The 26956-nt window shown below is 56.8% G+C and carries 27 protein-coding genes; 20 read left to right on the forward strand and 7 right to left on the reverse strand.

Features of this window, described 5'->3' with window-relative positions; genetic code table 11:
• Nucleotides 1-3: 3 nt before the first annotated feature.
• Nucleotides 4-1020, forward strand: a complete 1017-nt coding sequence (locus tag IEV00_RS07645; protein WP_188359754.1) for a DNA glycosylase AlkZ-like family protein — start codon at nucleotides 4-6, stop codon at nucleotides 1018-1020.
• A gap of 105 nt (nucleotides 1021-1125) precedes the next feature.
• Here the strand turns inward: IEV00_RS07645 and IEV00_RS07650 are convergent, their stop codons facing one another.
• Complete coding sequence (locus IEV00_RS07650; protein ID WP_188359755.1) at nucleotides 1126-2202, reverse strand: hypothetical protein; 1077 nt, start codon at nucleotides 2200-2202, stop codon at nucleotides 1126-1128.
• 40 nt (nucleotides 2203-2242) lie between these two features.
• Here IEV00_RS07650 and miaB point away from each other — a divergent pair, with 40 nt between their 5' ends.
• The 4 genes from miaB to dapF all read left to right on the forward strand — a co-directional run bounded on the left by miaB (nucleotide 2243) and on the right by dapF (nucleotide 6341).
• Nucleotides 2243-3748, forward strand: coding sequence for a tRNA (N6-isopentenyl adenosine(37)-C2)-methylthiotransferase MiaB (gene miaB, locus IEV00_RS07655; RefSeq protein WP_188359756.1), 1506 nt, complete (start codon nucleotides 2243-2245; stop codon nucleotides 3746-3748).
• A complete protein-coding gene (gene miaA, locus IEV00_RS07660; protein WP_188359757.1) occupies nucleotides 3745-4701 on the forward strand; it encodes a tRNA (adenosine(37)-N6)-dimethylallyltransferase MiaA in 957 nt (318 codons plus the stop codon). The genes miaB and miaA overlap by 4 nt, the downstream gene beginning before the upstream one ends.
• Nucleotides 4691-5293 carry a protein adenylyltransferase Fic gene (fic, locus tag IEV00_RS07665; RefSeq protein ID WP_188359758.1) on the forward strand — a complete coding sequence of 201 codons (603 nt, stop codon included), beginning with the start codon at nucleotides 4691-4693 and terminating at the stop codon, nucleotides 5291-5293. The genes miaA and fic overlap by 11 nt, the downstream gene beginning before the upstream one ends.
• A gap of 112 nt (nucleotides 5294-5405) precedes the next feature.
• Nucleotides 5406-6341 (forward strand): diaminopimelate epimerase, encoded by a 936-nt coding sequence (dapF, locus tag IEV00_RS07670; protein WP_188359759.1) that lies wholly within the window; start codon nucleotides 5406-5408, stop codon nucleotides 6339-6341.
• A gap of 5 nt (nucleotides 6342-6346) precedes the next feature.
• Here the strand turns inward: dapF and IEV00_RS07675 are convergent, their stop codons facing one another.
• Nucleotides 6347-6964 carry a class I SAM-dependent methyltransferase gene (locus tag IEV00_RS07675; RefSeq protein ID WP_188359760.1) on the reverse strand — a complete coding sequence of 206 codons (618 nt, stop codon included), beginning with the start codon at nucleotides 6962-6964 and terminating at the stop codon, nucleotides 6347-6349.
• 123 nt (nucleotides 6965-7087) lie between these two features.
• Here IEV00_RS07675 and hflX point away from each other — a divergent pair, with 123 nt between their 5' ends.
• The gene (gene hflX / locus IEV00_RS07680; RefSeq protein ID WP_188359761.1) at nucleotides 7088-8701 is read left to right on the forward strand and encodes a GTPase HflX; all 1614 of its coding nucleotides are present in this window, start codon (nucleotides 7088-7090) and stop codon (nucleotides 8699-8701) included.
• The gene (locus IEV00_RS07685) at nucleotides 8698-10752 is read left to right on the forward strand and encodes an ATP-dependent DNA helicase (RefSeq protein ID WP_188359762.1); all 2055 of its coding nucleotides are present in this window, start codon (nucleotides 8698-8700) and stop codon (nucleotides 10750-10752) included. Before hflX ends, IEV00_RS07685 begins: the two co-directional genes overlap by 4 nt.
• A 56-nt stretch (nucleotides 10753-10808) precedes the next feature.
• Here the strand turns inward: IEV00_RS07685 and lexA are convergent, their stop codons facing one another.
• Nucleotides 10809-11522, reverse strand: coding sequence for a transcriptional repressor LexA (gene lexA, locus IEV00_RS07690; protein WP_188359763.1), 714 nt, complete (start codon nucleotides 11520-11522; stop codon nucleotides 10809-10811).
• Between the two features lie 266 nt (nucleotides 11523-11788).
• Between lexA and IEV00_RS07695 the strand changes: the two genes are divergently transcribed.
• The 7 genes from IEV00_RS07695 to IEV00_RS07725 are packed head-to-tail and all read left to right on the forward strand — an operon-like array spanning nucleotide 11789 to nucleotide 16579.
• Nucleotides 11789-12202: a LysM peptidoglycan-binding domain-containing protein gene (locus tag IEV00_RS07695; protein WP_188359764.1), complete on the forward strand. Its 414-nt coding sequence runs from the start codon at nucleotides 11789-11791 to the stop codon at nucleotides 12200-12202.
• Between the two features lie 34 nt (nucleotides 12203-12236).
• Nucleotides 12237-13361 (forward strand): histidinol-phosphate transaminase, encoded by a 1125-nt coding sequence (locus IEV00_RS07700; RefSeq protein ID WP_188359765.1) that lies wholly within the window; start codon nucleotides 12237-12239, stop codon nucleotides 13359-13361.
• Between the two features lie 2 nt (nucleotides 13362-13363).
• Complete coding sequence (hisB, locus tag IEV00_RS07705; protein WP_188359766.1) at nucleotides 13364-14014, forward strand: imidazoleglycerol-phosphate dehydratase HisB; 651 nt, start codon at nucleotides 13364-13366, stop codon at nucleotides 14012-14014.
• A complete protein-coding gene (hisH, locus tag IEV00_RS07710; protein ID WP_188359767.1) occupies nucleotides 14015-14731 on the forward strand; it encodes an imidazole glycerol phosphate synthase subunit HisH in 717 nt (238 codons plus the stop codon). It abuts the gene before it with no gap.
• The gene (locus IEV00_RS07715) at nucleotides 14731-14901 is read left to right on the forward strand and encodes a CG2302 family histidine operon protein (RefSeq protein ID WP_188359768.1); all 171 of its coding nucleotides are present in this window, start codon (nucleotides 14731-14733) and stop codon (nucleotides 14899-14901) included. The genes hisH and IEV00_RS07715 overlap by 1 nt, the downstream gene beginning before the upstream one ends.
• Nucleotides 14902-14924: 23 nt before the next feature.
• Complete coding sequence (priA, locus tag IEV00_RS07720; RefSeq protein WP_188359769.1) at nucleotides 14925-15659, forward strand: bifunctional 1-(5-phosphoribosyl)-5-((5-phosphoribosylamino)methylideneamino)imidazole-4-carboxamide isomerase/phosphoribosylanthranilate isomerase PriA; 735 nt, start codon at nucleotides 14925-14927, stop codon at nucleotides 15657-15659.
• 14 nt (nucleotides 15660-15673) lie between these two features.
• Nucleotides 15674-16579 (forward strand): SseB family protein, encoded by a 906-nt coding sequence (locus IEV00_RS07725; RefSeq protein ID WP_373868235.1) that lies wholly within the window; start codon nucleotides 15674-15676, stop codon nucleotides 16577-16579.
• 32 nt (nucleotides 16580-16611) lie between these two features.
• Here the strand turns inward: IEV00_RS07725 and IEV00_RS07730 are convergent, their stop codons facing one another.
• On the reverse strand, nucleotides 16612-17046 hold the full coding sequence (locus tag IEV00_RS07730) for a DUF1844 domain-containing protein (RefSeq protein ID WP_188359771.1): 435 nt from the start codon (nucleotides 17044-17046) through the stop codon (nucleotides 16612-16614).
• A gap of 361 nt (nucleotides 17047-17407) precedes the next feature.
• Between IEV00_RS07730 and infC the strand changes: the two genes are divergently transcribed.
• The 3 genes from infC (at nucleotide 17408) to rplT (ending at nucleotide 18904) form a co-directional block, all read left to right on the forward strand.
• Entirely contained in the window at nucleotides 17408-18022 is a 615-nt protein-coding gene (gene infC / locus IEV00_RS07735) for a translation initiation factor IF-3 (protein WP_229723147.1), read from the forward strand.
• A gap of 193 nt (nucleotides 18023-18215) precedes the next feature.
• Nucleotides 18216-18410 carry a 50S ribosomal protein L35 gene (gene rpmI / locus IEV00_RS07740; RefSeq protein ID WP_168615440.1) on the forward strand — a complete coding sequence of 65 codons (195 nt, stop codon included), beginning with the start codon at nucleotides 18216-18218 and terminating at the stop codon, nucleotides 18408-18410.
• Between the two features lie 110 nt (nucleotides 18411-18520).
• Entirely contained in the window at nucleotides 18521-18904 is a 384-nt protein-coding gene (gene rplT, locus IEV00_RS07745; RefSeq protein ID WP_135011424.1) for a 50S ribosomal protein L20, read from the forward strand.
• 156 nt (nucleotides 18905-19060) lie between these two features.
• On the opposite strand, the gene IEV00_RS07750 is transcribed toward rplT, so the two are convergent.
• The 3 genes from IEV00_RS07750 to IEV00_RS07760 form a co-directional block, all read right to left on the reverse strand.
• Nucleotides 19061-19546, reverse strand: a complete 486-nt coding sequence (locus IEV00_RS07750; RefSeq protein WP_188359772.1) for a GNAT family N-acetyltransferase — start codon at nucleotides 19544-19546, stop codon at nucleotides 19061-19063.
• An 89-nt stretch (nucleotides 19547-19635) separates the two neighbouring features.
• Nucleotides 19636-19857 (reverse strand): type II toxin-antitoxin system prevent-host-death family antitoxin, encoded by a 222-nt coding sequence (locus IEV00_RS07755; RefSeq protein ID WP_188359773.1) that lies wholly within the window; start codon nucleotides 19855-19857, stop codon nucleotides 19636-19638.
• 146 nt (nucleotides 19858-20003) lie between these two features.
• Nucleotides 20004-20669 carry an NAD(P)H-dependent oxidoreductase gene (locus tag IEV00_RS07760; protein ID WP_188359774.1) on the reverse strand — a complete coding sequence of 222 codons (666 nt, stop codon included), beginning with the start codon at nucleotides 20667-20669 and terminating at the stop codon, nucleotides 20004-20006.
• A gap of 182 nt (nucleotides 20670-20851) precedes the next feature.
• Here IEV00_RS07760 and IEV00_RS07765 point away from each other — a divergent pair, with 182 nt between their 5' ends.
• The 3 genes from IEV00_RS07765 (at nucleotide 20852) to IEV00_RS07775 (ending at nucleotide 26817) form a co-directional block, all read left to right on the forward strand.
• Nucleotides 20852-22429, forward strand: coding sequence for a type I restriction-modification system subunit M (locus tag IEV00_RS07765; RefSeq protein ID WP_188359775.1), 1578 nt, complete (start codon nucleotides 20852-20854; stop codon nucleotides 22427-22429).
• Nucleotides 22422-23651, forward strand: a complete 1230-nt coding sequence (locus IEV00_RS07770) for a restriction endonuclease subunit S (protein WP_188359776.1) — start codon at nucleotides 22422-22424, stop codon at nucleotides 23649-23651. Before IEV00_RS07765 ends, IEV00_RS07770 begins: the two co-directional genes overlap by 8 nt.
• A gap of 109 nt (nucleotides 23652-23760) precedes the next feature.
• A complete protein-coding gene (locus IEV00_RS07775; protein WP_188359777.1) occupies nucleotides 23761-26817 on the forward strand; it encodes a type I restriction endonuclease subunit R in 3057 nt (1018 codons plus the stop codon).
• Nucleotides 26818-26956 lie beyond the last annotated feature (139 nt).

Raw genomic sequence — 26956 nt, forward strand, 5'->3', positions numbered from 1 at the left:
CATATGGTCGCATCTTTTACCGCGCGGCAAGAACTTCAGGCACGTAGGCTCATTGCTCAGGGGCTAGCGCAGTCTGCTGCCAGGCCAGAGCTTGAGAGCCCGAAAAGCGTGATTGAGCATCTTCTGGCCCTGCAAGGCCAAACCTATAAGGCGGGCATTCGTGCTATCGCGCAGCGAATCAATAACGGTAGCGACTTCGCCGAAAATCCTGAACAGACCGTTGCCGAGGTACTTAAATCTGTAGAAAACCATGAGATTGTGCGGGCCTGGCCCATGCGGGGTACCTTGCACTTTCTTGCGGCAACAGAAGCGCGCTGGCTCATGCGCCTGTGCTCACCCAGGGTGGAGAATGCGGCGGCGAAACGCCGAGCCGGTTTGGGAATTGACCCTGAGAGTCTAGTCTCGGCAACCAGCTCTTTAGAAGAGTATTTGCTGAACCTGCCGGTGGGCGAAGTCTTACCTCGAGCCCAGGCCTATGAGCTGTTTGCCGAGGCTGGGCTCAATCCGAAAGAGGGCCGCGGGCCCCATCTTCTGCGTGCTGTGGGTGGCTTTGGCGATATTGTTCAGTCTGTGCCGGCGGGCCGTTATGAGACCTTTGTGCATGTCGACCGTCTGCGGGTAGAACAGCGTTACGTAGCTGAGAACGATGCGCTGGCTGAACTTGCTACCCGCTACCTCAACGGCCACGGCCCCGTTCTGGTGGAAGACCTATCCTGGTGGGCCTACTTGACAAAACGCGATTGCAAGAAGGCGCTGGAAACAGCGAGGAATTCTCAGAAAATGAAGATTGGCGAGACAGAGTATTTTGTACCGGCTTGGCAGCTTGATGTCACCGAGGCGGAACTGACAGATGCTCTAGACCGTAGCTACGAACTGCCTGCCTTTGACGAGTATCTGTTGGGGTACGCCGATAAGTCTTTTACAATGCCCGATGAAATCCGCCATGAGGTACTCACCAAGAACGGTATCTCCTGGGACTTTACGGTGCAGGCCGGCGAGGTAGTCGGGCGCACCCACTAGGGGTGAATGGTGCAGAAATGCTGTTTTAGGCTTCAAATTTGCCGCCGGAAACAGCTTTTCTGCACCAGTGACTCTCGCGGCCAAGTAGCTTCGGACAGCAGTAACCTAGCGGCCGGTCTGTTCCGCCAGAATTGCGCGAACTGTGAGGACGGCGGCGGCCACCTGAGGATCGTTCAGCAGGTTGGAGAACGGGGTGGGGGAGATCCGTTCGTAGAAATCCTGTGCCCAAGCTAGCCACTCTTTTTCTGAAAAATGAGAGGTATAGGTGGGATAAAGGGGAGCCGAAGGGAATCCCAGAAGAAACTCGGCAAGGGGCAGAAAACGGTGGTGGAGCGAGGTACCCTCAGCATCAAAGCCTCGTACCCTGTCGTGGTAGATGAGCAGGTTGTGGGGCGAGAAATCACCAGAGGTGAGTACCAGAGAAGCTGGCGGCGGAGAAATAACAGACTCCACCTGTGCTACCCAGTGGGCAAACTCAGCAGAATCTTCTGCTACACCTTCATCGGCTGCTAGACGGTGGAGCCCTTTCAGGGCCAGCGCCGGGGAGGTCAGCGAGCCCGGAGAATGAGCCCGCGGATCTGCGGCAGCAATCCGCGCTGAAAAATCAGCCAGAACCGGGCTGGAAACGCCCTGTCTATCAGAAGACAGCAGCCCCGCCCAAAAGTAAATCCAGGCGGAGACAGCAGAAGCCGTCAGGGCGCCGTCCTGCCCCTCAAAGCGAACAGAGTCGAAAACAACCAGGGGAGTGCCCGTCACGTCTTCGAGGCAGAGAAGGCGGGCGGAATCGTCGGAGAAAAGCAAAGAAGAGTAAGAACCCGGCACCAAAGAGTTGAGGGCAACCAGCCCGTGTTTTTCTCGCAGATAGCCAAAACCACCCGAGTTAGTGGCGGAGTCGCGGCGGCGGAAGTACTTGAGAATCACCGAAGAATCGGGGGAGGAAACCCGAAGTACCACCGACCTCATTCCCGCTGAGAGGAGGCAGAGGGACACCGGGGTAAAAGAGGGCAGGTGCTGCGATAAAGAAGAGAGCATTCCGGCGAGCAGCGAGCGGAACTTGACCGTATCTACCGGCGAATCTGCGGGGCGAACCGTATAGGAAGAAATTGCCGAATCAACTAATTCTCCCGGGGAAAAAGACGCAGAACGTGAGGAAAAACCAGCGGCTGAGCGGGAATCAGGCATAGTGCCATTATCGCCTATCTAGTACCCTGAATAGGTGACTTTGAATCTTTCTGAACATGAGACCGAGACTGCAACCGAAGCCCGTACCTACGAGGTTCGCACTTTTGGTTGTCAGATGAACGTGCACGATTCCGAGCGTATGTCTGGCCTGTTGGAGGCTTCCGGCTATGTGCCCGTCGAAGAGGGCGAAACCGCCGACCTGGTGGTCTTTAACACCTGCGCGGTGCGCGAGAACGCCGACAATAAGCTCTACGGTAACCTGGGCATGCTGGCCCCCATTAAGCGCGAGCGCGAGGGTATGCAGATTGCCGTGGGTGGCTGCCTGGCGCAGAAAGATCAGGACACCATTCTGAAAAAGGCCCCCTGGGTTGATGTGGTCTTTGGTACCCACAACATCGGCTCCCTACCCACCCTGCTAGAGCGGGCTCGCCATAACCATGAGGCCCAGGCTGAGCTGCTGGAGTCTTTGGAGGTCTTTCCCTCCACCCTGCCCACCAAGCGCGATCACGTCTACTCGGGCTGGGTCTCGATTTCGGTGGGCTGCAACAATACCTGCACCTTCTGCATTGTGCCCTCTCTGCGCGGTAAAGAGAAAGACCGCCGTCCCGGCGATATTCTGGCTGAGGTTCAGGCGCTGGTGGACGACGGCGCGGTGGAGGTCACGCTGCTGGGCCAGAACGTGAACTCCTACGGTGTGGAGTTTGGCGACCGCCAGGCTTTCTCCAAGCTGCTGCGCGCCTGCGGTGAGATTGAGGGCCTGGAGCGGGTGCGCTTTACCTCGCCCCACCCCGCCATGTTCACCGACGACGTCATTGATGCCATGGCAGAGACCCCCAACGTGATGCCCGTGCTGCATATGCCCCTGCAGTCTGGCTCCGATAAGGTGCTCAAAGACATGAAGCGCTCCTACCGCTCCAAGAAGTTCCTTGGAATCTTGGAGAAGGTGCGCGAGAAGATGCCCGATGCGGCGATTACCACCGATATTATTGTGGGCTTTCCCGGCGAAACTGAAGAGGACTTCCAAGAGACCATGCGGGTGGTCGAAGAGTCCCGCTTCTCCTCGGCCTTTACCTTCCAGTACTCAATCCGCCCCGGCACTCCGGCGGCAACCATGGAGAACCAGGTTCCCAAGGAGGTTGTGCAGGAGCGCTACGAGCGTTTGATTGCCCTGCAAGATCGCATTGCTGGTGAGGAGAATCGCAAGCAGCTGGGTAAGACCGTTGAGCTCATGGTGGTGGCGGAATCAGGTCGTAAGGCCGAGCAGACCCACCGCTTGGCGGGCCGTACCCAGGACATGCGCTTGGTGCATTTCTCGGTGCCCGAGGGCGCTGAGACTCCCCGGCCCGGTGATTTCGTGACCCTGCCCATTACCGAGGCCGGTTCCTTCCACCTGCTCTCAGACCCCACCGCCGAGCAGTACTCGGTGCGCCGGTCCCGCGCCGGTGATGCCTGGGACCGTTCCCAGGCTGATTCCTGCGGTACCGGCACCACCCAGGTCTCCGGTGGCACCGTGAACCTGGGCTTCCCGACCCTGCGCGCCAAATGACGCTTCCGATTATCTCGGTGGTCGGCCCCACCGGAACCGGCAAGTCTGATTTGGCGATAGACCTCGCCCTTGAACTGGGCGGGGAGTGCATTAACGCTGATTCCATGCAGTTTTATCGCGGCATGGATATCGGCACCGCTAAGATCACCGCGGAAGAAATGCGCGGGGTGCCCCACCACCTGCTCGACATCATGGACGTGCGCGACGAGGCATCTGTAGCTGTCTTTCAGCAGCAGGCCAGGGAGCTCTTCGACCAGGTGCGCGCTCGCGGCCACTATCCCATTCTGGTGGGCGGCTCTGGGCTCTACGTGCGGGCCGCCCTGGATCACCTGGAGTTTCCCGACACCGACCCCGCCGTACGCGCGCGGTTGGAGGCTGAGCTCGCAGAGCGGGGCCGCGGCGTCCTGCTGAATCGGCTAGCTGAGGTTGACCCTGACTCGGCCCAGCGGATTAAGGACGAGCGTCGTCTGGTGCGGGCGCTGGAGGTCTGGGAGGTCACGGGGCGGCCCTTTTCCTCCTTCATGCCCCAGCGCAACTATGTGCAGCCGGCCCTTCAGATTGGTCTCAACGGCTCCCGTGAGGTACTGCACGAGCGCCTGCATGCGCGGGTGGTGGCTATGGCGGAGGCAGGTTTGCTACAGGAGGTCGAAGCCCTGGAAAAGCAGGGGTTACGCGAGGGAAAAACCGCTTCTCGGGCGATTGGCTACCGGGAGTTTCTAAAGGTTTTGGATTCTCAACGCGGTGTGGGCGAAGAGGCTTATTCGATGGAGCAGGCCATCGAAGACACCACCGTGGCAACCCGCCAGTTTGCCCGCCGTCAGATTACCTGGTTTAGCGCCGATGAGCGCGTTCACTGGATTGATTTTGAGTCGCAGAACAAGCTACAGCAGACCCTGAAGATCATCTCAGCTTCAGAAGCTCAGCTCGAGGAAAGGGGCGAAGATGGTTCTTGACAACAAGCTGGGCCTGACCTCGGTGGCAGAACTTGCCCGCGAAGAAGAAAAGCTCACGAAAAAACGCGCCAAAGAACTGTTTGAAACCGGTAAACTTTTCCAGTTCGAAGTGGGGACCTATCAGGGGCTCGCTGGAATCCACGCCTATCTTTTTGAAGACATCTATGACTTTGCAGGAAAGATGCGGGAGGCCAATATAGCTAAAAATGATTTTCAGTTTGCCCCGCGTATCTTTCTAGAGCAGTCCCTCACCTACATCGACCAGCTACCCCACACCACCTTTGACCAAATCGTTGATAAGTATGCGGATATGAACGTTGCCCATCCCTTCCGCGAGGGTAACGGGAGGTCCATGAGACTGTGGCTGGACTGTATGTTCCACCACCAGCTGGGCAAGGTGGTGGATTGGAACTCGATCGACAAAGAGGAATACCTCAACGCCATGATGCGCAGCCACGTGGCAACAGGGGAACTTAAATACCTGCTTCAAAACCACCTCACAGAAGACGTGAGCGATTCCTCTTTCTTCAAGGGCATCGATGCCTCCTACTACTACGAGGGCTATACCCTCTATAGAACTGAAGACCTGTAGCTCGAATCAGAGTTTAGGACAGCTGAAACACAACTGAAGCTTGAAATTATTTCTTCTGCCCTCTTGTTATTCCGGTAGGCTAAAACCAAGACCCCAAAAGAACTGAGAGAACATGACAGAACAGCAGAATCGGTGGGGAGACCTCACCGGAGTATCCCTCACCAAAGGCCACGGCACCGGCAACGACTTCGTGTTCGTCACCGACCCCGATACCCAGCTCGACCTCACTCCCGAGCTGGTAGCCGCTGTCTGCGACCGTCATTTCGGCATTGGAGCAGACGGCTTTATTCGCGCGGCAAAGACCTCGGCAATCAACCCCGGCGTCGAGGGCGCCGATGACCAGTGGTTCATGGACTACCGCAATGCCGACGGCTCAATCTCTGAAATGTGCGGCAACGGCGTGCGCGCTTTCGTGGAATACCTGGTTACCGAAAAACTCATCGACCTCGCAGAGGGCGAGCGCGTACAAATCGGAACCCGCGCCGGAATCAAAACCGTGGGCAAAACCGAAACCGGCTACGCTATCGACATGGGCCCCTGGGGCTTTATTGACGGCGACGCCGCCCGCGAAAACGGATCCGACGCGACGGTGAGCGCTCGCGGCCTGCACACGCCCCGCCCGGCGCTATCTATCACCATGGGCAACCCCCACACCGTAGTTATGCTGGGCAGCGACGGCAAACTAGACGGGCTGGGTCTGGAAACCGCCCCCAAGGTGACCCCCACCCCGCCCGAGGGCACCAACGTAGAATTCGTTGTCACCGAAGAAATCGAAGACACCATCGCCGAGACCGGCGAAACCACCATCGGCGCAATCCGCATGAGGGTTCACGAACGTGGCGTGGGGGAGACCCTCTCTTGCGGAACCGGCGCCTGCGCCGCAGCAGCCGCCACCCGTTTCTGGGGCGGAGAAGATGCTCCCGACGAATGGTTGGTCTATGTGCCCGGTGGCACCCTAGCAGTGACCTTCGTGCTGGGCCCCGACGAGTTGGAGCACGTGGTTCTGGCAGGACCAGCCGAGATGGTTGGCAAAGTGGTGCTGGTCTAGGCAAGCTAGCCCCGCTTCACCTCCAGGATGCGGAAGCCCTTACTCGTGGCGTACCTGCCCACCTCGAATTCGCCCGGCTGCAACCGCTCCAGCTCCTGGCCCAGCCACTTCTGTAGGGAGTCAGAGCCCAGGTTCTTCTGAACTACCAGGTAGGCGCGCCCTCCCGAATTCAGGCGGGGAATCCAGGTGCGCAGAATCTCGTGCAGCACATCCTTGCCCACTCGAATCGGCGGGTTAGACCAGATGGTATCGAACCTCAGCTCGGCATCCACCTGATCGGGGGCAGAAACCTCCACATTGGTCAGGCCCAGGGCTTGAGCGTTGAGCCTGGTCAGTTGCGCAGACCGCTCGTTGACCTCAACGCCCACCACCCGCGCGTCCGGTAGCTTCATCGCCAGCGTCAGGGTAATCGGCCCCCAGCCGGTGCCAATATCCAGCACGGTCTGGCCCTCCGGCTCCGGCGCCTCATCGAGTAGGATTGCTGTGCCCTTGTCGATTCCCGCGGGGCTGAAGATTCCCGACGCCGTCTGCACGGTCACCTTCCGCCCGGCGAGTTCTACCTGCACCGGCTTGGGCTTGAATTCAGTATCGGGGGTTGAAGAAAAATAATGCTCTTGCGCCATGAAAAACAAGTCTACCGAAGATGAGCCCGGCTGCTTCACCCAAAGCTGAGAGAAAAGGCGCCCCTGTACGGTGGCAGACCGGTAGACTGGAATGAATCGACCAGCAGGCAAAGAAAGGCCCTTTTGAGCACTAAGGATCACAGCATCGGCGAAGGCAAGACTCCCAGCGATGAACTGCTCCGCGAAACCGTAGACCGCGTTCTGGGGCGTGCCGCTGCAGCGCCGTCCTCCCACAGCGTCTTGGACGAGCGCGCCCGTGAGCTCTCCGACAACCCCCAGGAACATTCTGTCTTCGACGGCGAGCAGGAAGACCTGGCCGACCGTCGAGCCCTGCGCCGTGTTGCGGGGCTCTCTACCGAGCTTGAAGACGTGACCGAAGTCGAGTACCGCCAGCTTCGTCTGGAACGGGTGGTTCTGGCGGGACTGTGGACCGAAGGCACCGTTGAAGAGGCAGAAAACTCCCTGCGCGAGCTGGCAGCCCTGGCAGAAACTGCCGGTTCCGAGGTGCTCGACGGCATTGTTCAGCGCCGCCTCAAACCCGACCCCGGCACTTTCTTAGGCTCCGGCAAGGCTCTGGAACTCAAGGATATTGTCTCCGCTTCCGGAGCCGACACCGTGATTGTTGACTCCGAACTAGCCCCCTCCCAGCGCCGCGCCCTCGAAGATATTGTGAAGGTCAAGGTCATTGACCGCACCGCCCTGATTCTCGATATTTTCGCCCAGCACGCCAAGTCCCGCGAGGGTAAGGCCCAGGTTGAGCTGGCCCAGCTCGAATACATGCTGCCGCGTCTGCGCGGTTGGGGTGAGTCCCTGTCTCGCCAGGCAGGTGGCCGGGCAGCCGGTGGTGAGGGTATCGGTTCCCGCGGCCCCGGTGAAACCAAGATTGAGCTTGACCGCCGCCGTCTGCGCGCCCGCATGGCTAAGCTGCGTCGCGAGATTGCCCAGATGGCACCGGCGCGAGAAACCAAGCGCCTCAACCGCAAGCGCAACCGGGTTCCCTCGGTGGCTATTGCCGGCTACACTAACGCGGGAAAGTCCTCCCTGCTCAACCGACTTACCGACGCCGGCGTCCTGGTAGAAAACGCCCTCTTCGCAACCCTCGACCCCACCGTGCGCAAGGCCGAGACCCCCGACGGCGTGGGTTACACTCTCTCCGACACCGTGGGGTTTGTGCGTTCGCTACCCACCCAGCTGGTGGAGGCTTTCCGCTCCACCCTGGAAGAGGTGGCAGATGCAGACCTGATTGTTCACGTGGTCGATGGCTCCCACCCCGACCCTGAGGGCCAGATTAAGGCGGTGCGCGAGGTGCTGGCTGAGGTTGATGCCGCTAACATCCCCGAGATTATTGCCCTGAATAAGGCCGATGCCGCTGACTCCTTTGTGATTGAGCGGGTGCGCCAGCGGGAGCAGAATACCGTGGTGGTTTCTGCCCGTACCGGTGAGGGGATCGACGATCTGAAACAGATGATTTCGGATATGATTCCGCGGCCCTCCATTGAGCTGAACCTGCTTATTCCCTACTCCCACGGCGAGGTGGTCTCCCGCCTGCACCAGTGGGACGCCGAGATTCTTTCCACCGCCTTTGTCTCCGACGGCACCTATGTGCACGCCCTGGTGCGCGATGAGGTGGCTTCGGAGCTGAGCGAGTTCAACCTCAGCGAAGAGCTACTTAAGATTCTCCAGCCCGAAATCGACGCCGCGGTTGAGGCGGGTGCCGTTGAAACGAGCCGCTCATGAGTCAGCCGGTACCGGGAGACAGACCGCAGGGCGCCGCCGCTGTACTGACCGGCGATGAGCCGGAGACCCTGTCGGGGGCCCAGCCGGTACTGAAGCTGTTGGATTCGGTGGTGGAAGAGTCGGGAGGCCAGCGGCGTCCCGGTCAGCGAGCCATGGCCGCCCACGTGGCCCAGGCTCTCGAACTTGACCGCCACCTGCTGGTACAGGCGGGAACGGGCACCGGTAAGTCGCTGGGCTACCTGGTTCCTGCCCTGCACTATGCCCAGACCAGCGAGAAGCCCATTATTGTAGCGACGGCGACCCTGGCCCTGCAGTCTCAGATTGTGAATCGAGATATACCTCGCTTGCTGGACTCTCTGGGGGAAGCCCCCGAGGCTGAGACCGAGGTTGCTATTCTCAAGGGCCGCAACAACTATGTCTGCCTGCACAAGATTGAGGGAGGCTACCCCGAAGACGAGCAGGAGACTCTTTTCAACGTGGCGCCCGGCGGCGAAACAGGCCGCCTGGGTGAGGAGATCATCCGCCTGAGAAAGTGGGCGGAGACCACCGATACCGGCGACCGCGATGAGCTGATGCCCGGTGTTTCTGACCGTGCCTGGCGGCAGGTGTCGGTCTCGGCCTCAGAGTGCCTGGGCAAGAAATGCCCCCTGGTGGAGTCTTGCTTTTCGGAGCTGGCCCGGGAACGGGCGGCAGAATCTGACATCGTGATTACCAATCACGCCCTGCTGGCTATTAATGCCTTTGAAGGAATCGGGGTTTTGCCCCAGCACGATATTGCCATTATCGACGAGGCCCACGAGCTCGCCGACCGCGTGACCGGGGCTGTTACCGGTGCCCTCTCACCCGTTATGATCACCGCGGCAGCCCGCTCGGTGCGTAAGCATACCAAGGCTAACCATGAGCCCCTGGAACAGGCTGGGCGCGCCCTGGATAATGCCCTCGACGGCGTTCCCTCAGAGCTTTTACCGCGGGGTCTGCCTGAGAAGGTTGCCGTGGCTATGGATTCTGTTCGCGACGCCGCCCGAGCGGCTCTCTCTGACACCAAGTCGGATTCTAAGGACGCCGACGCCGGTCGTCAGATGGCTCGAGCCCGGCTGACCGAGATTCTTGAACTGGCGGAGAGAATGCTGGCCGCCGATGAAAAATACGAGGTCGTGTGGGTCTCCCGTGCCGGTTCCTGGGAGCCGGGTAAGGGCTATGTGGCTGCCGCTGATACAGACCCGGCAACCCTGCACGTCGCCCCGCTGTCCGTTGCCTCCCGCCTGCGGGAGGGACTGTTTGAAGACCGCACGGTGGTGCTGACTTCCGCGACTCTGACGGTGGGAGAGTCCTTTGACGCCGCCGCCGGAGCCCTTGGTCTGGTGGGTTCAGGTGCTCCGCGCTGGGAGGGCATTGACGTTGGCTCACCCTTCGACTATCCCAAGCAGGGGGTGCTCTACCTGGCTGCCGATTTGCCCAAGCCGGGGCGCGGTATCTCTGAGCAGCAGCTTGACCGGGTGGTAGAACTGGTCACTGCCTCCAACGGGGGCGCCCTGGGCCTGTTTTCCTCGCGTCGAGCTGCGGAGCTGGCCGCCGAATACGTCCGGGAGAAAACAGACTTCAACATCCTGGTACAGGGGGAGTCCTCCCTCCGCGCCCTGGTCAAGGAGTTCAGCGAAGACACCAATTCCTGCCTCTTTGGCACCATGAGCCTCTGGCAGGGAGTAGACGTGCCCGGTGACTCCTGCCGGCTGGTGATGATGGATAGAATTCCCTTTCCCCGCCCCGATGATCCGCTTTCAGCAGCCCGCACCCGGGCCGTGGCCCAGAACGGCGGTAACGGCTTTATGGCGGTCTCTGCCTACCACGCTGCCATTCGTATGGCCCAGGGAGCAGGGCGTTTGATTCGGTCGGTGGGAGACCGGGGCGTGGTGGCAATTCTGGATTCCCGTATCGCAACCCAGCGCTACGGCAACTATATTGTCAAAGCCATGCCGCCCTTCTGGACGACCCAGCGCACCGACGTCGTACTGGGCGCTCTTCAACGCCTGGCTCAGAGCGTTGAGGCATAGAAAAATCCCGGTTCCTTGAGGAGGAACCGGGATTTTTCTTTTGAGGTAGCAGAACTTTAGAGGGAGCGCAGAACAGAGACCACCTTGCCCATGATGGTGGCGTGGTCGCCCAGAATCGGTTCATACTGGGTGTTCTGCGGAAGCAACCAGGTGTGCCCGTCGCGTTGGCGGAAGGTCTTGACGGTAGCTTCATCGTCGAGCAGGGCTGCCACGATATCTCCGTTATTGGCGGTGTGCTGGGTGCGAACCACCACCCAGTCGCCGTCGCAAATTGCAGCATCGACCATTGAGTCGCCCTTGACCCGCAGCATAAAGAGTTCACCCTGACCCACGATCTGGCGGGGCAGGGTCATAACGTCTTCCACCGACTGCTCGGCGGTAATGGGGCCACCGGCAGCAATGCGGCCCACCAGGGGAACCACCGCAAAATCATCGGAGGTCTGCTCGAACTGGGGCAGCTGAATTACTTCTGCTGTTTTGGGCGAACTCGCCTGCGAATCTTCCGGCTCGTCTGAGAGCACCTCAATGGCGCGAGGCCGCTTGGGATCCTTACGGATGTAGCCCATTTCCTCCAGCCGACAGAGCTGATGGGTAACCGAAGAGAGGGAGGCTAAGCCCACTATATCGCCGATTTCACGCATGGAAGGTGGGTAGCCGCGGGTCTCAATCGCTTCTGAAATAGCAGTGAGAATTTTTTCCTGACGCGCGGTCAGTGGGCGCCGCTTAGCTGATTTCGCGCCCTCGCTGGCGTGGTCTGTTGCTCGGTTCACGGGTACCCCTGTCAAAAATCGGCTTATTTTGTCATACCCCCGGTGCAGACTGATATTCGAAGGAAATATTCGAACATTGCTTTCCGCCCTATAAGAGGTCTTAGACACAAGATTAAGGGACTTGCGGTGAAAAACCAAACATTTGTTCTAATTTTTATCGACTATGTTCGAATTTTCTGATAGAACATATATACGAACTTAGAACAGCTGTTCTAATTCAACTTCGACTCGATCGAAGGTCATCAATACGTGTTAGGAGAGAACTCATGAGCGCTGTGGCACTCGCACCTCGTCGTGGACTACCTACCAACTCTCGTACCGCCCCGTCAGTAAAGGGGCAAAAAGCCGCCGGGCGGCAGCAGAAGATGAAGCTGACCCGTCGCGGCCGCTTTATCCTGCGGGGTCTGCCTCTTTTGACCCTGCTGGCTCTGATCGTTCTGGGGGCTATCTCGGTTCTTACAGCCGGTCCCGTTCAGGCGGGCGATGCTGACTTAGAATCTGAGGGAACCGCTCTGGTACAGGTAAAGGCAGGGGAGTCCCTCTGGGATATTGCTGCGGCGACTGCCCCTGAGCAAGACACCCGCGATGTAGTCAACGAGATTATGAAAATCAACGACCTTGACTCGGTAGCTATTCAGGGCGGCCAGCAGCTGGAAGTTCCTGTATATACTGCAAAATAAGGTAACACGGCTGGCTTATCGATAAACTTAAACGGTGTCTGCATCTCAAAATAGCTCAGAAAATGCCGCCCTACAGCAGCTAAACCGCTTGCCCATCCGCGAGGATTTGCGCGGTCGCTCGCCTTACGGTGCGCCCATGATTGATGTTCCGGTGACCATTAACGTCAACGAGAACACCCACCCCATGCCCCGCGAGGTCGTCGAAGCTATTGGTAGAGAGGTTCACCAGGTTGCCCTGAACCTCAACCGCTACCCAGACCGTGAATTCGTTACCCTGCGCGAAGAGCTGGCCGCCTATCTGGGCCACGGCCTCAGTAAGGAAAATCTCTGGGCCGCTAACGGCTCCAACGAGATTCTTCAGCAGCTCTTTCAGGTATTCGGCGGCCCCGGTCGAAGCGTGATGAGCTTCGTACCCACCTACTCCATGTATCCGCTCTTAGCTGATGGCACCAATACCGAGTTCATTGCCGGTCAGCGAGCGGAAGATTTCTCCCTCTCGGTCGAGTCGGCGGTGGAACAGATTAGGGAACACCGCCCCAATATTGTGGTGCTTTGCTCGCCCAATAACCCCACCGGCACCGGCCTTGAACTTGCAGTTGTAGAGGCAGTCTATGAGGCTGTCGCTACCTACAACGGCATCACCATCGTTGATGAAGCCTACGCAGAATTTGCCCAGGATCCTTCGCAGACAGCTCTCACCCTGCTAGAGGGTCGAGACAATCTCGTGGTAACCCGCACCATGAGCAAGGCCTTTGCACTCGCCGGTGCCCGAGTTGGCTACTTTGCAGCGGCCCCCGCGATTGCAGATGCCGTGCGGCTGGTTCGTTTGCCCTACCACCTTTCAGCGGTCACCCAGGCCACCGCACTTGCAGCCCTGCGCCACCGGGGCCAGCTTTTGGCTAATGTTGAAGATATCCGAGCCCAGCGAGATCGCATTGTTGAGAAGCTCACCGAGCTCGGTCTCAAACCCGCGCAGTCTGACTCTAACTTCGTCTTTTTCGGTGGTTTGGAGAATGAAAAAGAGGCCTGGCAGGCTCTTCTCGATGACGGCGTGCTAGTGCGGGACAACGGCATCGCCGGCCATCTGCGCGTCACCGCCGGTACAGAAGAAGAAACTACCGCCTTTCTCACCAGCCTGGAAAAGTACCTGAAGGGATAACCATGACAGCTACCTCTGAGACAGAAGAAAAGTACCTCTCCAGCACCGGCCTGGGCCCCCGGGTGGCCCGGTTAGAGCGAACCACCAGTGAGTCCTCGGTCAGCGTTGAAATTAACCTAGACGGTACCGGTAAGTCAGAGATTGACACCTCGGTTCCTTTTTACGATCATATGCTCACCGCCCTGGCCAAGCACTCGCTGATTGACATGAAGATCAAGTGCAGCGGCGATACCCACATTGACGTTCACCATACCGTTGAAGATACCGGTATTGTGATTGGCGAGGTGCTACGCCAGGCCCTGGGGGATAAGGCGGGCATCCGCCGGTTTGGAACGGCGACCGTTCCCCTGGACGAGGCCATTGCTAACTGCGTGGTTGATATTTCGGGCCGCCCCTACCTGGTGCACTCGGGCGAGCCCGAGGGCTTTGAGTTCCACCTCATCGGCGGGCACTTTACAGGTTCAATGGTGCGCCACGTGCTCGAAGCTATCGCCTACCACGCGGGAATCTGCCTGCATATGACCGTGCTGGGTGGGCGCGATCCCCACCATATCGCAGAGGCCCAGTTCAAGGCGCTGGCCCGGGCCCTGCGCGAAGCCGTGGAACCTGACCCGCGGCACCGTGGAATTCCATCGACCAAGGGAGCCCTCTAAATGGCAGATACCGCCGTCTCCGACCAGACCAAGCCCAGCGTCGTCGTCCTCGATTACGGCGCGGGTAACGTGCGCTCTGCCGTTCGCGCGCTCGAGGAGGCCGGCGCCAGGGTCTTGCTTTCTAACAAAGAATCCGATGTTCTCAATGCCGACGGCCTGGTGGTGCCCGGCGTGGGCGCCTTCAAAGCTGTGATGGACGGTCTGAGAGAAGTTCAGGCCCTGCGGATGATAGGACGTCGCGTGGCCGGCGGCCGCCCGGTTTTGGGTATCTGCGTGGGTTTGCAGGTTCTCTTTGAAAAGGGCCTGGAGCACGGCGTAGAGACCCAGGGCATGGGGGAGTGGCCTGGAACCGTTGAGAAGCTTAAGGCAGACGTGGTGCCCCATATGGGCTGGAATACCGTTGAGGTTCCCGAATCTACCGTGCTCTTTAAGGGTATTGAGAAGGAACGCTTTTACTTTGTGCACTCTTACGGGGTGCAGGAGTGGAACTTTGACCAGAACAACGAGGCCATGTTTCCCCCGCAGGTCACCTGGTCTCACCACGGTGGCCCCTTCATTGCGGCGGTGGAAAACGGTCCTCTCTCGGCGACCCAGTTCCACCCTGAAAAATCTGCTGAGGCCGGTATTCAGCTGCTGCGAAACTGGATTGGTTCGCTGAAGGTAACGGGGCGTCTTGACTCGGCGCTGGCTGCTGAAAACCAGGAGGTAGGCGAATAATGACACCCACGGTCTCGGGGCTGCTACTCATGGTTTTCGGCGCTTTCTTCGTGGGCGGCGCTTGGTCCTTTCGCCAGCAGAAACTACCCCTGGCAGTTCAAATCATCATGGCGTTGGTGGGCCTGGCTATTTTCGGCTACGGCGCCTACGTGATGTTTGCCTATAACTAAGACTTACAAAGAATGGAGTAAACGTGGCAGAAAATCGTTTGGAGCTCTTGCCCGCAGTTGATGTCGCAAACGGCCAGGCTGTTCGCCTGGTGCAGGGTGAAGCCGGCTCGGAGACCGGCTACGGTGATCCGCTTGAAGCCGCTCTGGCCTGGCAGAACGCCGGTGCCGAGTGGATTCACCTGGTTGACCTCGACGCCGCCTTTGGCAGGGGCGATAACATCGAGGTTCTCACCAGCGTTGCCCAGCAGCTCAACCTGAAAATTGAGATGTCCGGAGGTATCCGCGACGATGAATCCCTGAAACGGGCACTGTCGCTGAATCCCGAGCGCGTGAACCTGGGAACCGCCGCCCTGGAAAATCCCGAGTGGACCGAGAAGGTCATTGCCCGCTACGGCGAGAAGATTGCCGTGGGCCTCGACGTTCGTGGCACCACCCTGGCTGCCCGGGGCTGGACCAAGGAGGGCGGTGACCTCTGGGAGGTTCTCGACCGTCTCGAAGCGAACGGTTGTTCCCGCTATGTGGTGACCGACGTGACCAAAGACGGCACCCTGACCGGCCCTAACCTGGACCTGCTCAAGGAGGTAGCCCGCCGCACCGATAAGCCGGTGGTAGCTTCGGGCGGTATCTCTAACCTCGACGATATTAGGGCTCTGACCGAGCTGGTGCCCTTCGGCATTGAGGGGGCAATTATGGGTAAGGCTCTCTACGCGGGTAAATTTACCCTCGAGGAGGCGCTCGAGGTAGCGGGTCGCCCGTAGTTTCAAGGGTCTAGGTGAGTCATTTGACTGAAAATTCGAAGGCAGGTTCCCGCCAGGAACATACTCACGCGCAAAAGCGGGAGCTTCCCGCCCATATACAGGCGCAGCTGGCAAGTGCCGGGCGGGCCACCGATACCGCTGGTCAGCCCTGGGCCGGGCGAAATCTGGGGGAGGGCACCAGCCACACCCATCAGTACCCCACCGATACGGGGCTGACCGAAGAATCGGTGCAGCGGGCCTTCGATAGCTTCAGCACCGGTGACCTGGCCGAAGAGGGCCTGGTTAATGCCCTGCGCTCCACACGAGTCTTTGCTCCGGTGCTGGCTGAGGTGACCCACGCGGAAATTACCGATGAGGGCCTGGTCTCCGATAAGGAGTCAGACATGGCGCTGATTTCGATTCAAGCTCCGGACGGTCGCCGGGCCCTGCCCGTCTTTACCTCCGTTGATGCCCTGACCTCCTGGCATGCCTCTGCCCGGCCGGTAGCCGCTGATATGCGGAAGACCTGTCTGGCAGCGGTAGAGGATGACAACCAGCTGATTGTGGTGAACCCCGGCAGCGAGCTGACCTTTGTGCTGCGCCGTCCCGCGGTGTGGGCTATCGCTAAAGCCGAAGAGTGGGTGCCCTCCTATAAGGACGCCGCTGTGGCGGCAGAACTTGCCCGGCTGGTTGAAGATTTCCCCGAGATTGTTGACGTGCGGGCCGAGGCGGGGCAGGGGGTTGCTTCGGTTACCGCTTCGGGGCGGACACTTTCAGGTGGTGGCCCTGGTCCAGAGCTCAAAATTACTCTGCTGCTGATTGCCGGTTTAACCCAGGAGCAACTGAATCGTACCGTGGCTAGCTTTCAGCAGCGCTTGGCGGCTTCTTCTGTGATTTCAGAAAAGGTGGATTCGGTGCAGCTTGCCCTGGCTGCGGCCTAGCTTTGTGCACCGATCCACCGTTCTGAAGAGGATTAGTAGACGGGGCCGGTGAACTTTTCGCCGGGACCCTGGCCGGGGGCATCGGGAATCATGGAGGCTTCGCGGAAGGCTAGCTGCAGAGTGCGCAGACCATCGCGCAGGGGAGCAGCGTGCTGGGAGCCAATTTCAGGGGCTGCGGCGGTGACGAAACCTGCCAGTGCGGTGATGAGCTTGCGGGCCTCATCGAGGTCTTTGAGTTCCTCTGCGTTGTCATCTTCGGCCAGGCCGCATTTAACAGCAGCGGCGCTCATGAGGTGCACGGCTGCGGTGGTGATCACTTCAATAGCCGGTACCTCGGCGATGTCACGAATCTGATCGTTGACCGCTTGAATCTGCTCGTCGGTGAGCTCGGTGCGGGATGAATGCTGGGTTGAATCTTCTGCGGCAGATGAATCTGCCTCAAAACGGAAAGTATTGTTTTCAGTCATGCTAAAAGAATCTCACACTCGAGCAGGGAACAAACAATTTATTTCTGGGTGTGAAATACTGCCCACCGTGGCAGAACCGTTGAAGGCTGGCAGGTTTTCCGGTAGTATTCTAAGAGTTTGCAAAGCGGAGATTACTCCCACCCGCATCGATACGCTCATCCAGCGACAATCGTCGGGTTATACGGTAGGTCACCTGCGAGTGGCTTATACCAGGGTAGCCTTCGTTTTGCGTGCGCAACGGAGGCATTTTTTATGCCTGCCAAGCGCTGAAATCAATTCACGGGGAAACCCACTGAGCTAACAGGAGCTACTCATTAGCGATCCACGCATCAATGAACGTATCCGCGTTCCGGAAGTCCGCCTGGTCGGCCCCGGTGGCGAACAGGTCGGTATCGTACGCCTAGAAGACGCTCTGCGCCTGGCGCAGGAGTCTGACCTTGACCTGGTAGAGGTTGCCCCCTCTGCTAAGCCTCCGGTATGCAAGCTCATGGACTTCGGCAAGTACAAGTACGAAGCCGCAGTTAAAGCACGTGAATCCCGCAAGAAGCAGGTTAATGCTTCTCTGAAGGAAATTCGTTTCCGCCTGAAAATCGATACCCATGACTACGAAACCAAGGTGGGTCACGCTCGTCGTTTCCTCACCGGCGGTGACAAGGTCAAGGCTATGATTCAGTTCCGTGGTCGTGAACAGCAGCGCCCCGAGATGGGTGTGCGCCTGCTAGAGCGTATGGCCGGCGATCTCGCAGAGGTTAGCACCATTGAGTCTAACCCCCGCGTTGACGGCCGTAACATGGTGATGGTTCTGGCTCCTCTGCGCGGTAAGGCAGAGGCTCGTAAGGAATCGCAGCAGCGTTCTGGCGGCCGCAAGGGTCGTGAGCGTGTTGACACCAAGAACGCTAAGCCCGTTTCGAACTCTTTGGCTGATGCAATGCCCGAAGAGCTCAAGGCTCAGGCTAGCGAAGCTGACTCAGAGTAAGACTGAGGCGGAACGCACACGGCGGAATATAGACACCCCTGTCTGAACTCTTCTAGAGTTATAGCTTTGGTGTCTGGTTGCATGGCTCCTTGTTTCCACGGAGCATGAATCCAACTCGCAATTGCGAATCCAATTCGCTCAAGTATTCTTTCGGGCGAAAGCTCGAAGGTAGAACGTAAGGAGAACGGCAGATATGCCGAAGCAGAAGACCCACTCTGGTGCTAAGAAGCGCTTCAAGCTCACCGGTACTGGCAAGGTTAAGCGCCAGCAGGCTAACCGCCGCCACTACCTGGAGCACAAGTCCTCCCGCCTGACTCGCCGTCTGGCATCAGATCAGATCGTAACCGGTGGCCAGGCTAAGGTCATCAAGAAGATGCTGAACAAGTAAGGTTTTTCTTACTTTTAGGCTTGTGCCCCGAGAGGGCTGAAAATTTTTAGACTCGCTCCTTGTCAGGGTTTGTTTGAACTGGCAAGGACATTAAGACGAAGGAGACACACGTGGCACGTGTGAAGCGCGCGGTTAACGCGCACAAGAAGCGCCGAGTAATTCTTGATCGAGCATCCGGCTACCGTGGACAGCGTTCACGCCTGTACCGCAAGGCTAAGGAACAGGTCACTCACTCACTGGTATACAGCTACGACCACCGTCGTAAGAAGAAGGGCGACTTCCGCCGCCTGTGGATTCAGCGTATCAACGCTGCTGCCCGCGCTGAGGGCCTGACCTACAACCGTTTCATCCAGGGCCTGAAGGCTGCTGAGGTTGAGGTTGACCGCCGTATGCTGGCTGAGCTGGCTGTTAACGAGCCTGCTGCTTTCTCTGCTCTGGTTGAGATTGCTAAGAACAACCTGCCTGAGGACACTTCAGCTCCCAAGGCTGCCTAAGTCTTTTTAGGTTTGTCTTTCCCCACCGAGCAGGTGGGGTGCGGACGCCGCCTCCCGCTTTCCTGCCTCTGAGCAGGGGAGTGAGGGGCGGCGTCCTTGTATTCTTGCGGTAAATGGTGGGGCTGGAGGGTCGGCAGCGGCACAAGGTTGCTGGCTTTATGACAGTTTTCGGAGCATTACCCCGTCCTTTTCGCGGCCTACTACAGGGGTGAAGCCCTCGGCTAGGTAGAGGTTGCGGGCGAAGTTGTCGGCTTCTACAGAGAGGCTAATCTGGTTCAAGTTCCTGGTGGTAGCTTCTGAAATGATGGCCTGTAGAAGCATTCGGCCAAGACCGAGGCCGCGGTGCTCTTCTGATACCCAGAGGCTGATTTCGGGGGTTGTTTCGTCGATGTAACCGTAACCGGGGTCATCCGCTGACAAGTAGAGGGCCCAGACGACCCCAGCTGGTTCTTCATCGTGGTATGCGGCGATGCCGAAATCGCCGCGTGCTGGTTGACAACGGGTGTAGTGGGAAAATTCAGGACGGGCGCGGACGTCCGTGAGCGTGAAACGCGGCCCACACCAGTTTATGGTTCCGAGGGTCGCTTGTTCGAGTAGGGGAGTGTCTTCGGGGCTGAGGGCACGATGAGTGTAGGTTGGCATGATTGATGTGTAGATATTTAGGGCTAGACCTTGCGCATGGGGTGAGAGAGTAGTTCCTTTTTCTTGGCTGGAAAGGAAATACTGGTACCTTACCTGTGGCTGATTCTTTCATTCTCTGAGCGTGCTTTTGCGGCGTCTGCGATATCGGCCTGGTCTTCGAGGGCTTGGATGGCGCGGTCAAAAAATTCAGGGGATACCACAACGGCCCGGCGTTTTGCTCCGCGTGAAGTGAGCTCTACTGGGGCTTTTTGTGCTGCCGCAATGTAATCGCTTTGATTGGCACGGAACTCTGAGAGGGTTGCTGTAGTCATGACTTAAAAGTACATCTTGTACAAGATGGTTTCAGGGAGGGGGTAGCTATTTCTGCATGGAAAAGCCACCCCGCTTTTGTCCGTGGGCGGACGGCGGCGGGGTGGGCTTCTGCGCTACCTGAAGTGTGCGGTGGGCTGGGATCTAGTTAATTGACCCAGGTAATGGCCTCTTCGGCGGGCTTGCGGGTCTGGGGCCAGGAGAGTTCTTCGGTGCGGTAGCCGAGGGCGAGCATAGAGACGATACCTTCGGTTTCAGGGTCGATGATGCCGTGTTCAGCCAGGAGGGCATTGGCCTTGTCTGCGTTAAAGCCTTCGATGGGGCAGGAGTCAACGCCGATGAGTGCGGCTGCGGTCATCATGTTGCCCAGGGCGATGTAGGTTTGCTTGGCGGCCCAGTCGAAGAGGGTGCGGTCGGTGGTGAGCCCCATGTCGTTGATCTGGAAGCTCTTGTATGTTTCGAGGGCCTTAGCGTGGTCTTCGGGGGAGAGATTGCGGGAGGTAAGCGATGCCTGCATGTGGGGGCCGTCATGCTGCATGTTGCGGTTAGCAAGGAGCAGGATGAAGTGGCTTGCGCCGCCGAGCTGGCGGGCTGCGCCCCAGCTGAAGGGCTTGAGGGCTTCACGGATTTCGGGGTTCTGAAGGACGACGAAACGCCAACCCTGAGCGCCGACGGAGCTGGGGGAGAGACGAGCGATTTCGAGGATGTAGTTGATGTCGTCGTTGCTGATTTTCTTCTCGGGGTCGAAGAACTTGATGGCGCGGCGGCGGTGGGCGGCGTCGAGGACGAGCTGTTTGATGTCTTGGTTCTGCACGGGGCATTCCTTGCGGTTTGGTTTATAGTGCCTACTGCTCAACACCTGGGGTATTGAGTTTATTCCGGGGGTGGGTTGATAGCAATGAAAAATACGTAGGGATTCACCTACTAGAATTTGAGTAGAAACCGGAACAGGTGTGTATGGCTGGTTCAGCCATACACACCGGAAAGAAAGACTAAATGAGTCAGGAACTTGAGCGGGCAGAGTTACACCGTGCCCTATGGAAAATTGCGAATGACCTGCGCGGTAGCGTTGATGGGTGGGACTTCAAACAGTATGTTTTGGGGTTTATGTTCTACCGTTTTATCTCGGAGAACCTCACGGCCTACCTTGATAGCGAGTTAGAAGAGGGCGAGCCAAGTTACGCGACCCTGACCAATGTCGAGATTGCTGAGAACCCGGAGGCTATCGAAGATACAGTTGAGGAAAAGGGCTTCTTTATCTTCCCCGAGGACCTTTTCGAGAATGTTCGTCAGCGCGCTAACCATAACAATGACAACCTGAACGAAGAATTACAGGACATTTTCAAGCGAATTGAATCCTCAGCTAGCGGGATTCTGAGCGAAGAAGATAACAAGATCCGTGGTCTCTTCGATGACCTGGATGTTAACAGTAATAAGCTGGGGTCTTCTATTCCTAAGCGGAATGACCTGTTGCGGAAGTTGCTCAACGAGGTTGGTAACTTCAAGCTGAGTAGCTTCGCGGATTCCCATAACGATACCTTTGGTGACGCTTATGAGTACCTGATGGGTATGTATGCTTCAAGTGCGGGTAAGTCGGGCGGTGAGTACTATACCCCGCAGGCTGTGTCTGAGCTGCTGGCGCATATTGCTGTGGCTGGTAAGGAGAAGGTCAACAAGGTCTATGACCCGGCCTGTGGCTCAGGTGGTCTACTCCTGAAGTTTGCCAAGGTTTTGGGTAAGGAAAACGTCAAGGAAGGTTTCTTTGGCCAGGAGATTAACCTGACCACCCGTAACCTGGCCGTGATTAATATGTTCCTGCATGACCTCAACTATGCGAACTTTGATATCGCCCATGGGGATACCTTGCTTGATCCGGCTCACCGCGATATTGCGCCTTTTGAAGCGATTGTGTCCAACCCGCCCTATTCTGTGAAGTGGGAGGGCGACGCTAACCCCCTGCTTATTAACGATGAGCGATTTGCCCCGGCTGGTGTGCTGGCTCCTAAGTCGAAGGCTGACCTGGCTTTTACCATGCATATTCTGCACTGGCTGGCAGAAAACGGGACAGCTGCCATTGTTGAGTTCCCCGGTGTGCTGTACCGCGGGGGAGCAGAGGGCAAGATTCGTAAGTACCTGATTGATGGTAACTATGTGGACGCCGTGATTCAGCTTCCGCCGGACCTCTTCTTTGGTACCACCATTGGTACCTGCATTATTGTGCTCAAGAAATCGAAGAAGGACAACAAGACTCTCTTTGTAGACGCCTCGGCCCTCTTTGAGCGTTCAGGTAATAAGAATACTCTGACTAAGGCCCACCGCCAGCAGATTTTGGACGCGCTCGCTGAGCGCCAGGATAGCGACTACTTCGCTAAGTTGGTTGATAACAGCGCTATTGCTGAGAATGACTATAACCTTTCGGTGTCCTCCTATGTTGAAGCTGAGGACACCCGCGAGGTCATCGATATTGTTGCTCTGAATGCTGAGATTGAGCAAATCGTTGCCCGCCAGTCTCAGCTGCGTATTGAGATTGACGCCATTGTGGCTGAACTCGAAGCAGGTGCAGATTATGAGTAGGATTGCTGAACTCATCGAAGAGTTATGTCCAAATGGGGTTATGCACCTGTCGATGGGGGCAACTGGAACCTTTACGCGAGGCAGCGGTATTCAAAAGAAAGATTTCCTTGAACAAGGGTTTCCCGCAATACACTACGGTCAAATATTTACTCGATACGGGTTGTGGGCTTCAGAAACTTACATTTTTGTTGACGAAGCAGTTGCTGGTAAATCTAAGCTAGCGCAACCTGGTGATGTTGTAATCGCTACTACAAGTGAAAACGATGAAGACCTTGCTAAAGCAGTTGCATGGATAGGTAATTCTCCAGTTGCTGTAAGCAGCGACGCTATGATTTACTCTCCAGAAAACCTTAATCCAAAATTTGTTTCTTACTTTCTAAACTCGGCAGATTTTCAGAAGCAAAAAGAAAAGTTTATTACCGGAACTAAAGTTAAAAGAATATCGTCACAAAATTTTTCTAAAATAAAAATCCCTGTGCCACCGCTGAAAATTCAGGAAGAAATTGTTAGAATATTAGATAGATTCACCTTGCTGGAGGCTGAGCTGGAGGCTGAGCTGGAGGCACGGAGAAAGCAGTATGCCTACCTTTCGGAGAACATCTTTTCTTCTATTGAAAACGGTAAAAACACCAGCTTGGGTAGCATTGTTAGTACTGTGAGCACTGGGGCAACGCCTCGAGCGGGTGAAAAAAAGTACTATGAAAATGGTGAGATTCCTTGGTTGAGGACTGGGGAAATTCAGTTCAGGGATATTTATTGTTCGAAAACAAAAATTACTCAGAATGCAGTCAATGACTACAGGCTGAAGATGGTTCCTGAAAATTCTGTGGTGGTTGCTATCTCTGGAGCAACAGCCGCTCGGTCAGCTGTATTGAAATCTAAAATGGTTACGAATCAACACTGCTGTTGCTTGCAGGTGAATCCCAGTATTGCATATTATAAGTATGTATTTTATTGGTTGAAAAAAGATTACTTAGTTTTGAAGTCTAAAGGTCGTGGTGCACGTTCTGATCTGAATACAAAAATCATTAAAGAACATCCAATATTGCTTCCACCGTTGGATGAGCAGAAAAGAATCGCAGATTTATTGGATAAATTTGACGCCCTTGTCAATGACATCAGCTCTGGTTTACCCGCTGAAATCGCTGCCCGTCGCAAACAGTACGAGTACTACCGCGACCAGCTCCTCACCTTCAAAGAACTCCAACCAGAAGCCGCCTAACCCCCTCTAACACCGTCGCCTCGGCAAACCACACCCCACAGGCTAGCCGGGGCGACAACGTCCTCACCACACAGCCACACGCCTCTGAACCAGCCACGAAAGAACAACCATGGCCATCAAGCACAACCCAGCCCACACCATCACCCCCATCCTGCTCACCGAAGAGCACACCGTCGCCAGCGAAATCCCCGTCACCGCCGACCAAGAACACACCTACCAAACCGAAGCCCAACTCGAAGCCGAATTCATCGCAACCCTCCAAGGCCAGGCCTACGACTACCTCCCCCTCCGCACCGCAGAAGACCTCAAAAACAACCTGCGCACCCAGCTCCAAAAACTCAACAACTACCAGCTCACAGACACCGAATGGGAACGCTTCTACACCACCGTCGTAGCAAACCCCACCGCCAGCCACACCGACAAAACCCAAATCATCCAACGTGAGCCCATCCAACCCTGCACCCTCGACGACGGCACCATCAAAAACTTCAAACTCATCGACCGCCGCGACATCCACAACAACACCCTGCAAGTCATCAACCAGTACGTCACCGACGGAGGAGCAGCCTCAAACCGCTACGACGTGACCATCCTGGTCAACGGCCTACCCCTCGTCCACGTAGAACTCAAACGCCGCGGTGTCGAAATTCAAGAAGCCTTCAACCAGATACGCCGCTACCAAAAAGACTCCTTCTGGGCAGACACCGGCCTCTACGACTACATCCAAATCTTCGTTATCTCCAACGGCACCAGGACCAAGTACTACTCCAACACCGTCCGCTACAAACACGTAGACTCCCAACGATCACAGCGTCGCCGTCGCCAAGCAAGCGCCGACTCCTTCGAATTCACCAGCTGGTGGGCCACCGACAACAACAAACGAATCAGCGACCTCATCCCCTTCGCAAAAACCTTCTTCGCCCGGCACACCCTGCTCAACATCCTCACCCGCTACTGCGTCTTCACCGTCGACAAAGACCTCCTAGTCATGCGGCCCTACCAAATCGTGGCCACCGAAAAAATCCTGCGAAAAATCCTCATCGCCACCAACTACAAAAAACAGGGAACCATCGACGCAGGCGGCTACATCTGGCACACCACAGGGTCAGGTAAAACCCTTACCAGCTTCAAAACCGCCCAGCTCGCCAAGGACCTCGATACCGTACACAAGGTCATCTTCGTCGTCGACCGCAAAGACCTGGACTACCAGACCATGAAGGAATACGACGCCTTCCAAAAGGGCGCCGCGAATTCCAATACCTCAACGAAGATCCTTAAAGGTCAGCTCGAAGACCCCAACGCCCAAATCATCATCACCACCATCCAAAAACTCGACCAGTTCATCAAGAAGAACCCCGGCCACCCCATCTTTGCTGAACCCATCGTCCTCATCTTCGACGAATGCCACCGCTCCCAGTTCGGCGACATGCACACAGCAATCACCCGCAACTTCAAAAAATACTTCATGTTCGGGTTCACCGGCACCCCCATCTTCGATGCCAACGCAAAAAGCGGCGGGAACGTCAAACTCCGTACCACCCAGGATGCCTTCGGCGAAAAACTGCACACCTACACCATCGTCGATGCTATCGGTGACAAGAACGTGCTGCCCTTCCGCGTCGAATACCACAACAGCGTCAAACTGGCAGACAAGGTTGACGACGCAGAGGTATACAGCATCGCAACAGAAGCCGCTATGCGCTCACCCGAACGCATCAAACCCATCGTGCGCTACATCCTCGACCACTATGACCAAAAAACAAAGCGCAACGAAACTTATCAGCTCAAAGACAAGCGCCTTGAAGGGTTTAACTCAATCCTGGCCACAGCCTCCATCGACGCGGCAAAGGTCTATTACAACGCCTTCCAAACAGAGCAACAGCAACGGCTAGAAGAGCACGGCATAGAACCCCTCAAAGTCGCAATCATCTACTCTGCCGCACCACACAACGACGACACTGATGACTTCCTAGCAGAGGAATCGCTGAACCCCAGTGAGCTCGATATGGGCTCATTCATGTTCCTGCAAGACGCCGTATCTGACTACAACCAGATGTTTGACAGGTCCTTCGACCTTACTGGTGAAGGCTTCGACAGGTACTACAAAGACGTCTCAAAGAAAATGAAGAACCGAGAACTAGACCTGCTTATCGTGGTCAATATGTTCCTCACTGGTTTTGACTCCAAGACCGTCAATACCCTTTGGGTCGATAAAAACATGAAGTCCCACGGCCTGATTCAGGCCTTTAGCCGCACTAACCGCATTCTCAACTCAGTCAAAACATACGGCAACATCGTCTGCTTCCGAAACCTCGAGACCGAAACCGATGAAGCACTCGCCCTCTTCGGCAACAAAGATGCCCGTGCCACCGTCCTGCTCAAACCCTACGCAGAGTACCTCGAAACCTACCGCGAAAACCTTGAAGCCCTGCAGAAAGGCTTCTCCCTCGACGTGCTGGGCTCAGGAGGGCTCGGCGAACAAGCACAGAAAAAGTTCGTCAAGCTTTTCGGTGAGGTACTGAAGCTCCGGAATATCCTGTCAGCCTTTGACGAATTTGAAGCTGACGACACTCTTGCTCCACGCGACGTGCAAGACTACCAATCGCACTACCTCGATATCTACCGCAGTATGCGGGAACGCAGCGAGAACAACCCTGTAGACATTACTGAAGACCTCATTTTCGAAATTGAACTCATCAAACAGGTTTCGGTCGGTGTCGACCATATTCTCATGCTGGTCGAACAGTACCGGCGAAGTAACGGAACCGATGAGGAAGTGCGCTCACAGATTACACGTGCCGTTGATTCAAGCCCCACCCTGCACAACAAAAAGGACCTCATCGAAGACTTCCTCGACAAGGTCTCCTTCGACGAGGACGACGTGCAGGGCGAATGGAAGAAGCACGTTCAGGAGCAGTCATCAGCTGAACTCAACAAGATTATTGAAGAGGAAAAACTGAACCCTGAACCTACACGAGCGCTGATAGCTGATGCATGGTTGGCCGGGGGAGTACCTACCCATGGGGAACGCATTGGTCGACTGATGAAGGCCACCGGCTCCCGCTTTGCTCGACCCGTAAACGGCGAAAGTCGTGCTGCACGTAAGGAACGCCTTATCAACCGTCTACAGCGGTTCTACGAGCGATTCAGCGAAATCATCAGCTAGGTATACCTTCAGCTTTAAAGAGATCCAGCCCGCTACTAACTCCAAGAGGTGGTGCGGGCTGAACGGTTAAGGAAAGACTACCACTTAGCTAGCAGAGCAAACAGACCTATCTCCTTGAACCTCAACAGATTTATTTGCT

Origin of the sequence: Rothia aerolata (genome assembly GCF_014635585.1) — a bacterium.
GTDB classification, from domain to species: Bacteria; Actinomycetota; Actinomycetes; order Actinomycetales; family Micrococcaceae; genus Rothia; species Rothia aerolata.